Raw genomic sequence first — 12,697 nt, 5'->3', positions numbered from 1 at the left:
TCAATGTGCGATCGTTCGCGCTTCAAACGGTGGTATTCAGCTAGCCCGCGCTACAAAGCGCCCCACGGCTCATTCTCGGGCAGACGCCAACTCCTCAATGCTGATCTCGCGCATGCGAAATTTCTGGATCTTGCCCGTCACCGTCATCGGAAACTCGTCCACAAACTTGAAGTACCTGGGCGTCTTGAAGTGGGCGATGCGGTCCTTGCACCAGCTCGACAGTTCCAGCTCGTTGGCCACATGGCCGGGATGAAACTTGATCCAGGCGACGATTTCTTCACCGTAACGCTCATCCGGAATACCGATGATCTGCACATCGGCCACTGCCGGGTGGGTGAAGAAAAACTCTTCCACCTCACGCGGGTACACGTTCTCGCCCCCGCGAATAATCATGTCCTTGTTACGCCCGGCAATGCAGACGTAGCCGTGCTCGTCCATGGTTGCCAGGTCGCCGGTGTGCATCCAGCCGGCCTCATCGATTGCCTCGCGGGTGCCGTCGGGGTTGTTCCAGTAACCGAGCATCACGCTGTAGCCGCGCGTACATAGTTCACCGATCACGCCGCGCACCACGGTGTTGCCGGCATCATCGACAATCTTGGTCTCCAGTTGCGGTTGGGTGCGGCCCACCGTGGTGACGCGCCGTTCTATATCGTCATCCGCCCCGGTTTGCAGCGACACGGGGCTGGTTTCGGTCATGCCGTAGGCAATTTGCACTTCGCGCATGTGCAGTTCGTTGATGACCCGACGCATGACTTCGATCGGGCATGTCGCCCCGGCCATGATACCGGTGCGCAGGCTGGCCAAGTCGAACCCGGCCCGGCCTGGGTGATCAAGCATGGCGATAAACATGGTCGGCACGCCATACAGGCCGGTGGCTCGTTCTTCGGCGACGGCAGTCAATGTCAGCAGCGGGTCGAAACCGTCATTGGGATAGATCATGGTGGTGCCGTGGGTGATGCAACCGAGGTTACCCATCACCATGCCGAAGCAGTGATACAGCGGCACCGGGATGACCAGGCGGTCCTGCGCGGTCAAGCCCAGGCTTTCGCCGACCATGTAACCGTTATTGAGGATATTGTGGTGACTGAGGGTGGCACCCTTGGGGAAACCGGTGGTGCCGGAGGTGTATTGGATATTCACGGGTTGGTCGAAGTGCAGGCTGGTCTGCCGGCTTTGCAGTTGCTCGGGCGGCACGCCTGCGCCCAGGGCCGATAATTGCGACCAGGGCATGAATGTCGGCGGCGGGCTGGGATCGAGACTGATGAGGCCGCTCAGCTCAGGCTTCAATGCCTGGAGCATGGCGTGGTAATCGGAGCTCTTGAACGAACCGGCGCACACCAGCCATTGGCAGCCGGATTGCTTGAGCACGTAATCCAGCTCACTGCTGCGATAGGCCGGGTTGATATTGACGAGGATCACACCGAGCTTAGCGCTTGCCACTTGGCAGATCAGCCATTCGGCGCAATTGGGCGCCCAGATACCCAGGCGGTCACCGATCTGCATACCCAAGGCGAGGAACGCCCGTGCATGCAGATCAACCGTCTCGGCCAGTTGCCGCCAGGTGTAGCGCCGCTGCTGATGGCGAACCACCAAGGCTTCGCCATCGGGATACTGCGCGACGGTTTGATCGAATGCCTGGCCTATGGTCATGGCCAGCAAGCGCTTGTCCTGAGAGCCACGGCTGTAGCTCTGATTCGGTTGATCCATAACGACCCCTTGTTGTCTTTTTTGTAGGTTGACGTAAACGTAAACTACGATTGACAGCACCGCAACGCAAGCTTACGTTAACGTAAAGGTGAGCGCCCTCCTCCTGCGCCCAACCCACACAACAACAAAGCTGACATTAAGGTGCCTGCCCATGAGTTACCCGTCCCTGAACTTCGCCCTCGGCGAAACCATCGACATGCTGCGCGACCAGGTGCAGTCCTTTGTGGCCAAGGAAGTCGCACCGCGTGCGGCGCAGATCGACATCGATAACCTGTTCCCCGCCGACCTGTGGCGCAAGTTCGGGGACATGGGCCTGCTGGGCATCACCGTGCCGGAAGAATACGGCGGCGCCGGCCTGGGTTACCTGGCCCATGTAGTGAGCATGGAAGAAATCAGCCGCGGCTCGGCCTCGGTGGCGCTGTCATACGGTGCGCACTCCAACCTGTGCGTCAACCAGATCAATCGCAACGGCAACCACGAACAGAAACTCAAGTACCTGCCCAAGCTGATCAGCGGCGAGCACATCGGCGCCCTGGCCATGAGCGAGCCGAATGCCGGCTCCGATGTGGTCTCGATGAAACTGCGCGCCGACAAACGCGGCGACCACTACGTACTCAACGGCAGCAAGACCTGGATCACCAACGGCCCCGACGCCAATACCTATGTGATCTACGCCAAGACCGACCTGGAAAAAGGCCCCCACGGCATCACAGCCTTCATCGTCGAGCGCGACTGGAAAGGCTTCAGTCGCAGCAACAAGTTCGACAAGCTGGGCATGCGCGGCTCCAATACCTGCGAGCTGTTTTTTGATGACGTGCAAGTACCGGAAGAAAACATCCTCGGCGTGCTCAATGGCGGCGTGAAAGTACTGATGAGCGGCCTGGATTACGAGCGCGTGGTGCTCTCCGGCGGCCCTACCGGGATCATGCAGGCGTGCATGGATTTGATCGTGCCCTACATCCACGACCGCAAGCAGTTCGGCCAGAGCATTGGCGAATTCCAGCTGATCCAGGGCAAGGTTGCCGACATGTACACCCAGCTCAACGCCAGCCGCGCCTACCTCTACGCCGTGGCCCAAGCCTGCGAGCGGGGCGAGACTACGCGCAAGGACGCCGCCGGTGTGATCCTGTACAGCGCCGAGCGCGCCACGCAGATGGCCCTGGATGCGATCCAGATCCTGGGCGGCAACGGCTATATCAACGAATTCCCCGCCGGGCGCCTGTTGCGTGACGCCAAGCTGTATGAAATCGGCGCCGGCACCAGTGAGATTCGGCGGATGTTGATCGGTCGCGAACTGTTCAACGAAACCCGCTGAAGGAGCGCGTCATGGCCACCCTGCATACCCAACTCAACCCGCGCTCGGCGGAATTTGCCGCCAATAGCGCGGCGATGCTTGCACAGGTCGACGCCCTGCATACCCTGCTCGCCCACGTGCAACAGGGTGGCGGTGCCAAGGCCCAGGAACGCCACACCTCGCGCGGCAAGCTGCTGCCCCGGGAGCGCATCAATCGCTTGCTCGACCCGGGTTCGCCGTTTCTTGAACTCAGCCAACTGGCGGCTCATCAGGTGTATGGCGAAGACGTACCGGCGGCTGGCGTGATTGCCGGAATCGGCCGTGTGGAAGGCGTGGAGTGCATGATCGTCGCCAACGATGCCACGGTCAAAGGCGGTTCCTACTACCCACTGACAGTGAAAAAGCACCTGCGCGCCCAAACCATCGCCGAGCAGAATCGTCTGCCGTGCATCTACCTGGTGGATTCCGGCGGCGCCAACCTGCCGCGCCAGGACGAAGTATTCCCCGACCGCGAACACTTCGGGCGAATTTTCTTCAACCAGGCCAACATGAGCGCCCAGGGCATCCCGCAGATCGCCGTGGTGATGGGCTCATGTACCGCCGGCGGCGCCTATGTGCCGGCGATGGCCGATGAAGCAATCATGGTGCGCCAGCAAGCCACCATTTTCCTTGCGGGCCCGCCGCTGGTGAAGGCGGCCACCGGTGAGGTGGTCAGCGCCGAAGACCTCGGCGGCGCCGATGTGCACTGCAAGATCTCCGGCGTGGCCGACCACTACGCCGACAGCGATGAACACGCCCTGGCGCTGGCCCGGCGCAGCGTGGCCAACCTTAATTGGCGCAAACAAGGTGAGTTGCTGCAGCGCACGCCTGTGGCACCGCTGTACAGCAGCGAAGAGCTGTACGGCGTGATTCCGGCGGATGCCAAGCAGCCGTTCGATGTGCGCGAAGTCATCGCGCGGTTGGTGGACGCTTCGGTGTTCGACGAGTTCAAGGCGTTGTTCGGGACAACGTTGGTCTGCGGCTTTGCGCACTTGCATGGCTACCCGATTGCGATCCTGGCCAACAACGGCATCCTGTTCGCCGAGGCCGCGCAGAAAGGCGCGCACTTTATCGAACTGGCTTGCCAGCGTGGGATTCCCCTGCTGTTCCTGCAAAACATCACCGGCTTTATGGTCGGCCAGAAATACGAAGCCGGCGGCATCGCCAAGCATGGTGCCAAGCTGGTTACGGCGGTCGCGTGCGCCAGGGTGCCGAAGTTCACCGTGATCATCGGTGGCAGTTTTGGCGCCGGTAACTATGGGATGTGCGGCCGCGCCTATGACCCGCGCTTCTTGTGGATGTGGCCCAACGCACGCATTGGCGTGATGGGCGCCGAACAGGCCGCCGGGGTGCTGGTACAAGTCAAGCGCGAGCAGGCTGAGCGCGCAGGCAGCGGTTTCAGTGCGCAGGAGGAAGCCGCCATCAAGCAGCCGATCCTCGACCAGTATGAAACCCAGGGCCATCCCTACTACTCCAGCGCGCGCTTGTGGGATGACGGTGTCATCGACCCGTTGCAGACCCGCGACGTGCTGGCCCTGGCCTTGTCCGCCGCACTGAACGCCCGCATCGAGCCGAGCCGCTTCGGCGTGTTCCGCATGTAAATGGAGCTGCACCCCATGAACGATTTCAACACCCTCGAACTGATCACCGACAGCCGTGGCTTTGCCACGCTGTGGCTCAGTCGTGAAGCCAAGAACAACGCGTTCAATGCCGAAATGATCCGCGAACTGATCATCGCCCTGGACCGGGTGCAAGCCGACCCGTCCCTGCGATTTCTGATACTGCGCGGGCGCGGCAAGCATTTCAGTGCCGGCGCCGACCTGGCCTGGATGCAGCAGTCGGCCGAGCTGGACTACCACACCAACCTGGACGACGCTCGCGAACTGGCGGAGCTGATGTACAACCTGTCCAAGCTGAAAATCCCCACGCTGGCCGTGGTGCAAGGTGCGGCCTATGGTGGCGCGCTGGGGTTGATCAGTTGCTGCGACATGGCCATCGGCGCCGATGACGCGCAATTCTGCCTGTCGGAAGTGCGCATCGGCCTGGCGCCCGCAGTGATCAGCCCATTCGTGGTGCAGGCCATCGGCCAACGCGCGGCCCGCCGCTATGCTCTGACGGCCGAGCGATTTGGCGGCCAGCGGGCGCAGGAGATCGGCTTGCTGGCAGAGAGTTATCCGGCCGAGAGCCTGGATCACCAGGTGGACCAGTGGGTGGCCAACCTGCTGCAAAACAGTCCGGCGGCGATGCGCGCCAGTAAGGATTTACTGCGTGAAGTGGGCAACGGTGCCCTCACCCCGGCGCTGCGACGTTATTGCGAAAACGCCATTGCGCGCATTCGCGTAAGCGCCGAGGGCCAGGAAGGGTTGCGGGCCTTCCTGCAAAAACGTGCGCCGAACTGGCAAGCCCAGGAGCCGCGCTCATGAGCACACTGACCACCGTACTGGTAGCCAACCGTGGCGAGATTGCCTGCCGGGTCATGCGCACCGCCAAGGCCATGGGGCTGACGACCGTGGCCGTGCACAGCGCCATCGACCGTGATGCGCGCCATAGCCGCGAGGCGGATATTCGTGTCGATCTGGGAGGCAGCAAAGCCACCGACAGTTACTTGCAAATCGACAAACTGATTGCCGCCGCCCACGCCAGTGGCGCCCAGGCGATTCACCCCGGCTACGGCTTCCTCTCGGAAAACGCTGGCTTTGCCCGGGCCATCGAGGCGGCAGGCTTGATTTTCCTCGGCCCGCCCGCTGCCGCCATTGACGCCATGGGCAGCAAATCGGCGGCCAAGGCATTGATGGAAACCGCCGGTGTGCCCCTCGTGCCGGGCTATCACGGCGAGGCCCAGGACCTGGAGACCTTCCGCGCCGCCTGTGAGCGTATTGGCTACCCGGTATTGCTTAAGGCTACGGCCGGTGGCGGCGGCAAGGGCATGAAGGTGGTCGAGGATGTCAGCCAATTGGCCGATGCCCTGGCCTCCGCCCAGCGCGAGGCGCTGTCGTCCTTCGGCAATGGGCAGATGCTGGTGGAGAAGTACCTGCTCAAGCCGCGCCATGTCGAGATTCAAGTGTTTGCCGACCAGCATGGCCATTGCCTGTACCTCAATGAGCGCGACTGCTCGATCCAGCGGCGCCATCAAAAGGTTGTCGAAGAAGCGCCGGCGCCAGGGCTCAGCGTTGAGCAACGCAAGGCCATGGGCGAAGCGGCCGTGCGTGCGGCCCAAGCCATCAGCTATGTCGGTGCCGGTACGGTGGAGTTTCTGCTGGATGCCCGTGGCGAGTTTTTCTTTATGGAGATGAACACGCGACTGCAGGTGGAGCATCCGGTCACCGAAGCGATTACCGGTCTGGACCTGGTGGCGTGGCAGATCCGGGTCGCCCAGGGCGAGGCGCTGCCGATCACACAGGAGCAGGTACCCTTGATCGGTCATGCGATTGAAGTGCGGCTGTATGCCGAAGATCCGGCCAACGAGTTCCTGCCGGCCACCGGTCACCTGGCGCTGTACCGCGAATCCAGCCCAGGCCCGGGCCGTCGGGTAGACAGCGGTGTCGAGCAAGGGGACAGCGTGTCGCCCTTCTACGACCCGATGCTCGGCAAACTGATTGCCTGGGGTGAAGACCGCGAACAGGCACGCCTGCGACTTTTAAGTATGCTCGATGAGTTCGCGGTGGGTGGGCTCAAGACCAACCTGGGTTTTCTGCGGCGCATCATCGGCCATCCCGCGTTCGCGGCGGCCGAATTGGACACCGGATTTATCCCGCGTTATCAGGATGAACTGTTACCGGCGCCCGGTGAGTTGAGCGATGCATTCTGGCAGGCAGCAGGTTCGGCGTTTATGCAGAGCCTGCCGGTAGGTGATGGGCCTTGGGCCAATAACCAGGGCTTTCGTGCGGGCCTGCCCGCCGAAGTGTCGCTGCATCTGAGCTGCAACGGGCAGGATCGGCTGGTGACATTGGCCGGGCACACGTCGCAGTTGTGCGGCGAGCAGCTGCTGATCGAACACCAGGGTGTACGCCGTGCCCATCTGGCGGTCCGCAACGAAGGCAGCCTGTACCTGCGCTGGAATGGCGAGATGCATGCCGTCAGGCTGTTCGACCCGATTGCGGCGGTCGAGGCCGGCCAATCTCATCAGGGCGGTCTCAGCGCACCGATGAACGGCAGCATCGTTCGCGTGCTGGTAGAGGTAGGCCAAACCGTTGAGGCTGGCACACAGCTGGTGGTACTCGAAGCCATGAAGATGGAACACAGCATCCGTGCGCCCCATGCCGGGGTGGTCAAGGCGCTGTTCTGCCAGGAAGGTGAAATGGTTGCCGAAGGCAGCGCGCTGGTGGAGCTTGAAACCGCCGCCTAGAACTTCGCGGTGGCTTGCACCACGACGCCAAGGATGTGGCAGTCCTCGGTGAGCAGCGCCTTGGGGTACGTCGGATTGAGCGGCACCAGATAGCGCTGGCCGCTCTCTTCCTGCAATTGGCGAAAAGTGGCCTGGGAACTGCCAGACCATTGGGCGACAACCAGTTTGCCGGGTACAGGATCGATGGCCGGGTCCACCAGGATCATCGTCCCGGCACCGATGCTCATGCCCGTGGGCGCGGTCATGGCGTCGCCCATTACAGGCAGCCAGAACGCCTCGCCACGCGCGTGGTAATCGGTCAATTCGTAGCGGCCAGGCCCATAGAGTGCACGCTCTTCGCGCAGCTCGCACGCCTGCTGCCAGTCGCTGACCGGATAGCGAAAATACGGGTTGTAGTGCTGTTGCAACGCAGGCTCTTGCGCGGCCCGTTCGCGAATCTCCAGCGCCACCTCCAGGTAGCCCAGCCCGAGCTCGGCCAGCACCCGGTTCATGTCCGCAAGGCTCGGCACTCGGCGCTTGTTGAGCCAATGGCCGACGCCGCCCTGGGACATACCCAGGCGCTCTGCCAGTTGCTCCTGCGTGACCTTGCGGTCTTTCATGTTGGCTTTGACCAACGCTATCCAGTTATCCATGGCGCCTGACAATACGGTGCGTATTTTTCGGGGCAATAAACAGTTTGTAGTAATCCATAAAACGACATAAATACGATACGTACTATCATCAAGCCTAAGGATTTCGACACCCACCGGAGTACTGCCGCTTATGACGAATAGCCCGCTTTCATTGCCTGAAATACCCGAACAGGTTGAATTACAGAACATGTGCCACAGCGGCGCGGCCCAGCGCGCGCTGGACTATTACTTGAAAGAAGATATGTCGGCACCAGCCGTGGAGGGTGCCCTGTTCGCGATCAAGCCGGGCGTCAGCCAAGAGGAGGCCCTGGTTCACGCGTCTGACCTGCTGCGCAGTGCTGCGGCAACCGCCTACGAATCAGCGTGCAGCCATCAAGGCAATCAGCGCGACCTGGCGTTTTCCGTGGTGTATTTGATCGATATGGCGAAGGCGATGGTGGAGCGCTCGTTGCAAGCGCCGGGGGCCCAGGCAAACGCGTAACAGACACGAAAGAAAAATATTTCTATCCAAGGGATAAAAACATTTGACTTGCAAATGATAATGATTATTATTGGACCAAGCTGATCGCGAGATCAGTCGATAGACCAAGGGACCTTAGGTCGGACTCTTGGAATATCTCCTCATCAGGCTAATCACGGTTTTTGACCCGGCTCTTTGGCCGGGTCTTTTTTTTGCCAGTTTCCCTGGCATGGCTTCAGGCTAATGAAGACTGTGTGTTGCTCGATGGCGCGCATGGTAGCAAAAGACCATCGTCGAAAGAAAGCCACACGACAGCTCTAGCCCGGATCTTTGCGAAATAGCGCTTGAGAATCAATCTCATAGCCCCTAAGCTGCCGCGGCGTCAGGGATGACGCCCCCTCCCCGTGCAACAATTTTGCATCCAGGTTTTACCTGACCTCTGTGTAATATAGCCGCCACATCACTCATATTCAGGCAACCAGACTATGACCGTGGCCTTGACCTCCATCAAGATCAGCACCGACTTCGACAGCGGCAATATCCAGGTCCTGGATGCCAGCGATGCCTATCAGTTGTTACTGGCAATCAAACCCGACACCCGCAGCAAACATTTTCAATGGTTCCACTTCAAGGCCGAAGGCATGCATGTGGGGCACACCCACACTTTTCGATTGAGCAACGCCGGTGGCTCATCCTATAAACACGCCTGGAGCGGCTACAATGCCGTGGCATCCTATGACCATATCAACTGGTTCCGGGTGCCAACGCGCTTTGATGGCGAGATCCTGCATATCACGCTCCAGACCCGCGAAAAGCACGTATGGTTCGCCTACTTCGAACCCTACAGCCGTGAACGTCACGACTGGCTGATCGAACAAGCCCTGAAGTACGCCGGCGTCAAGCTGCTGGCCACCGGCAAGAGTGTCGAGGGCCGCGATATACAACTGTTGCGCCGTGGCAAAGGGGCTGAAGGTCGCCGTAAGGTGTGGATCATTGCCCAACAGCACCCCGGCGAACACATGGCCGAATGGTTTATGGAGGGCGTGATTGAACGCCTGCAAAAGGACGGTGACGCGGAGTTGAAAAAACTCTTGAAAGTGGCCGACCTGTACCTGGTGCCCAACATGAACCCCGATGGCGCTTTTCACGGTCACCTGCGTACCAACGCCATGGGCCAGGATCTGAACCGCGCCTGGCAGAGCGCCAATCAGGAAACCAGCCCGGAAGTACTGTTTGTGCAGCAGCAAATGGAAAAGTACGGCGTGGACCTGTTCCTCGATATCCATGGCGACGAAGAAATCCCCTACATCTTCACCGCCGGCTGCGAAGGCAATCCAGGCTACACCCCACGCATCGAAGCCCTGGAAAAACACTTTCGCAACCACCTGAGCCATCTGACCCGGGACTTCCAAACCACCTACGGCTACACCCGCGACCTGCCGGGCGAAGCCAACATGACCCTGGCCTGCAACGCAGTCGGTGAGAAGTACGACTGCCTGTCCCTGACCCTGGAGATGCCCTTCAAGGACAACGACGATGCGCCCAACCCGCGTACCGGCTGGTCGGGCGATCGATCGAAACAGCTGGGCAAGGACGTATTGAGCAGCGTCGCCGATATCGTCGGGCTTTTGCGTTAACCCTTGTGGCAAGCTTTTTGTGGCGAGCGAGCTTGCTCGCCACAGAAGCGATCAATCCCGGGTGCCGGTCATGCTCTGCAATACCCCATCGCGGCGGATCAACCCGTGGAACAGCGCCGCCGCCAAGTGCACAAGCACTGTCAGGAACAACAGATAGGCAAGGTAGCCGTGAGCCTTACGCAACAGCGCAAACAACGGCGCATTCGCCCCTACCAGCGCTGGCAGTTGCACAGAACTGCTGAGCATCACCGGGTCACCGGCGGCCGAAATCATCGCCCAGCCCAGCAGCGGCAACACCAGCATCAACGCATACAGCAGCACATGGGAAGCCTTGGCCGCCAGCACTTGCCACATCGGCAAATCGGCTGGCAGCGGCGGTTGCCGGGTGGTAAAGCGCACGGCCAAACGCACGAGCACCAGGGCCAGGATCGCAATACCCAGCGGTTTGTGCAGGTGGATCAGCCATTCATGGCGTTCCGACACCGACGCCGCCAATCCCGCACCAATAAACAGCATGGCAATGATCATCAGCGCCATCAGCCAGTGCAACAGACGCGCCAGCGGTGCAAAAAAACGCGGTTGAGCATTCATGGCTTCGACTCCTGAGGGGTGCTGTGCAACGGGCTGACTTCACCCGCACGGCGCAGATACGAACTGGCATACGCGGCGGAGCGTGCGGCCAGCAACGGGTCGTTGGAGGCCTCGATACCGCTGGGCAAAATCAGCGGGTCAAAGTTGATATCACGGCAATCACCGTCTGCCTGCGGCTGGCTGCTTTGCAGTACCAGAGTGCCGGCGTTGAGCTGCGTATGCGGGCCGGTCCAGGTCTTGCTCGCGTCATCCAAGGGGTCGCCGGGGTTGGCCAGGGTCATGTTCAACTGCCAACGCAAAGGCCCGGCGGCCAGGCGCTGCACCAAATCCTGTTCCAGGAAGTCACTGCCCGACGGCGCAGCATCACCCGCCGCGTCCTGGCTTTGCGGCACCACGCTCCACCGCACGGCCTGACGCTTGCCACCTTCGCCCACCAGGTAAAACGCATTGATGCCGTTGTAGGTTTGCGTCGCATAACTGGCCGATGGCTTGGCAGTCTTGACCCAGGCCAGGAACGGCGCCGTCTCCGGGTGTGCGGCAAAAAACGCCGGCATGTTCGCAGGGTTCGGCTTGCCGGTGGCCGGGTCTGGCGCACCCGCCTTGAGCAGTTGGTAGAACGCCTCGGGCGTGCCCACCGGAAACACCGGCATACTGTTCATTCCCGTTCGCCACTGCTGGCCGTTTGCCTGGCTGAATTGCACGGCAAAACTGCGAATCGGCACACTGCTGTCCGGTGCATAGGGATTGCCGCTGGGCAAAGCAAACCGGCCAATCACCGGGGTCTTGGCCTCGCTGAACACCTGGGCGCTGGAGTAAGCACGCGCCTCTGTGCTCGCCTCGAAGTAACCCGCCACACACACACCTTTGGCATGATTGCGGCGAAAGCCCGGGTGTACGCCGTTATTGGTTTCCAGGGCATTGACCAAGGTCTTTGGCCGCAGACGCTGTGGGTCGAGGGTGCCGTTGACGTAGGCAAATGCAACCACCAACACTGCCACCACGCCCCCTATACACGCCAGCCTGACGAGCAGACTTGTAGTACCAAGAGGCGGACGCGGCGGTAAAGAGTGATCAACCATAGAAGCTCCAGGGCCCGAGGCCGCAGGGGGAAAGTGTTATGAGACGAATCCCACGTAGGCTTATTCCCCCTTCACTGTAGTTTCTTTGTAGTCAACACGTGGCCAGATCGAGTGCCGGCTAGGGCTGATTAAACAAGGCCTGCCGCTTGTGAAGAAATGCCTGCATTCCTTCTTGCTGATCAGGCGTGGCAAACAGTCCATGAAACAACCTTCGCTCTTGACGCACACCTTCGTGCAACCCGACCTCCAGAGAATGCTCCACCGCCTGCCGCGCTGCACGGGTGGCCGTTCGCGAGAAGGAGGCAATTTGTGCCGCCACCGCCATCACCTCGTCCAGCAAGTTCGCAGCCGGGTAAACCCGCGACACCAACCCCGCCTGCTCTGCTTCCGTGGCGGTCATTGACCGGCCAGTCAACACCAGGTCCATGGTCTTGGCCTTGCCGATCAGCCCGGTCAACCGCTGGGTCGCGCCCATGCCCGGGATGACGCCTAGCTTAATTTCCGGCTGTGCAAAGGTGGCGGTATCAGCAGCGAAAATCATGTCGCACATCATCGCCAGCTCACAGCCTCCGCCAAACGCATAGCCCGCCACTGCGGCAATCGTCGGGGTGCGCAAACGGGTGAAGCCCTCCCAACCGACGAAGTAGTCTTCGTTGAGCACGTCCAGATAGGACTTGCCGCTCATCTCTTTGATATCGGCCCCTGCCGCGAAGAACTCTGCGGTGCCGGTAATGACAAAACACCCAATCCGAGGGTCTCGATCCATTGCTTCCAGATGACTGATCAACTCAGTCATCAGCGCCGAACTCAGCGCATTCTTGACTTCAGGACGGTTGAGCTTGACCAGGACCACTCGATCATGACGTTCCACAAACACGTTCATAGGCATCTCCACTGATTGATGTTGTTCACA

The 12,697-nt window shown here is 60.7% G+C and carries 11 protein-coding genes; 6 read left to right on the top strand and 5 right to left on the bottom strand.

Annotated features, from left to right (window positions below; genetic code table 11):
* Positions 1 to 69 precede the first annotated feature (69 nt).
* The gene (locus E4P01_RS17675) at positions 70 to 1,707 is read right to left on the bottom strand and encodes an AMP-binding protein (RefSeq protein ID WP_216091727.1); all 1,638 of its coding nucleotides are present in this window, start codon (positions 1,705 to 1,707) and stop codon (positions 70 to 72) included.
* Positions 1,708 to 1,858: 151 nt separating this feature from the next.
* Between E4P01_RS17675 and E4P01_RS17670 the strand changes: the two genes are divergently transcribed.
* From E4P01_RS17670 to E4P01_RS17655, 4 genes are read left to right on the top strand one after another with little or no spacing between them, the layout of a single operon-like run.
* Positions 1,859 to 3,022, top strand: coding sequence for an isovaleryl-CoA dehydrogenase (locus E4P01_RS17670; RefSeq protein ID WP_005789212.1), 1,164 nt, complete (start codon positions 1,859 to 1,861; stop codon positions 3,020 to 3,022).
* Between the two features lie 11 nt (positions 3,023 to 3,033).
* Positions 3,034 to 4,641 (top strand): carboxyl transferase domain-containing protein, encoded by a 1,608-nt coding sequence (locus E4P01_RS17665; RefSeq protein WP_216091728.1) that lies wholly within the window; start codon positions 3,034 to 3,036, stop codon positions 4,639 to 4,641.
* A 15-nt stretch (positions 4,642 to 4,656) separates the two neighbouring features.
* Positions 4,657 to 5,463, top strand: coding sequence for a gamma-carboxygeranoyl-CoA hydratase (locus tag E4P01_RS17660; RefSeq protein ID WP_216091729.1), 807 nt, complete (start codon positions 4,657 to 4,659; stop codon positions 5,461 to 5,463).
* On the top strand, positions 5,460 to 7,385 hold the full coding sequence (locus tag E4P01_RS17655; RefSeq protein ID WP_216091730.1) for an acetyl/propionyl/methylcrotonyl-CoA carboxylase subunit alpha: 1,926 nt from the start codon (positions 5,460 to 5,462) through the stop codon (positions 7,383 to 7,385). Before E4P01_RS17660 ends, E4P01_RS17655 begins: the two co-directional genes overlap by 4 nt.
* Here E4P01_RS17655 and E4P01_RS17650 read toward each other — a convergent pair.
* A complete protein-coding gene (locus tag E4P01_RS17650) occupies positions 7,382 to 8,017 on the bottom strand; it encodes a S24 family peptidase (RefSeq protein ID WP_078821696.1) in 636 nt (211 codons plus the stop codon). The two genes, E4P01_RS17655 and E4P01_RS17650, sit on opposite strands and share 4 nt — an antisense overlap.
* A 130-nt stretch (positions 8,018 to 8,147) precedes the next feature.
* Here E4P01_RS17650 and E4P01_RS17645 point away from each other — a divergent pair, with 130 nt between their 5' ends.
* Together E4P01_RS17645 and E4P01_RS17640 are read left to right on the top strand one after the other, a co-directional pair.
* A complete protein-coding gene (locus E4P01_RS17645) occupies positions 8,148 to 8,498 on the top strand; it encodes a DUF3077 domain-containing protein (protein WP_177464476.1) in 351 nt (116 codons plus the stop codon).
* Positions 8,499 to 8,962: 464 nt separating this feature from the next.
* Positions 8,963 to 10,114, top strand: a complete 1,152-nt coding sequence (locus tag E4P01_RS17640; RefSeq protein ID WP_005789223.1) for a M14-type cytosolic carboxypeptidase — start codon at positions 8,963 to 8,965, stop codon at positions 10,112 to 10,114.
* Between the two features lie 51 nt (positions 10,115 to 10,165).
* On the opposite strand, the gene E4P01_RS17635 is transcribed toward E4P01_RS17640, so the two are convergent.
* The 3 genes from E4P01_RS17635 to E4P01_RS17625 all read right to left on the bottom strand — a co-directional run bounded on the left by E4P01_RS17635 (position 10,166) and on the right by E4P01_RS17625 (position 12,667).
* Positions 10,166 to 10,705, bottom strand: a complete 540-nt coding sequence (locus E4P01_RS17635) for a cytochrome b (protein ID WP_078821698.1) — start codon at positions 10,703 to 10,705, stop codon at positions 10,166 to 10,168.
* Positions 10,702 to 11,784 carry a catalase family peroxidase gene (locus E4P01_RS17630; protein WP_216091731.1) on the bottom strand — a complete coding sequence of 361 codons (1,083 nt, stop codon included), beginning with the start codon at positions 11,782 to 11,784 and terminating at the stop codon, positions 10,702 to 10,704. The genes E4P01_RS17635 and E4P01_RS17630 overlap by 4 nt, the downstream gene beginning before the upstream one ends.
* 118 nt (positions 11,785 to 11,902) lie before the next feature.
* Entirely contained in the window at positions 11,903 to 12,667 is a 765-nt protein-coding gene (locus E4P01_RS17625; RefSeq protein ID WP_032880559.1) for an enoyl-CoA hydratase-related protein, read from the bottom strand.
* Positions 12,668 to 12,697: the final 30 nt, after the last annotated feature.

The sequence above is a fragment of the Pseudomonas sp. NCIMB 10586 genome (assembly GCF_023127895.1).
GTDB classification, from domain to species: Bacteria; Pseudomonadota; Gammaproteobacteria; order Pseudomonadales; family Pseudomonadaceae; genus Aquipseudomonas; species Aquipseudomonas synxantha_A.
This window is presented reverse-complemented; position numbering and strand designations above follow the sequence as displayed.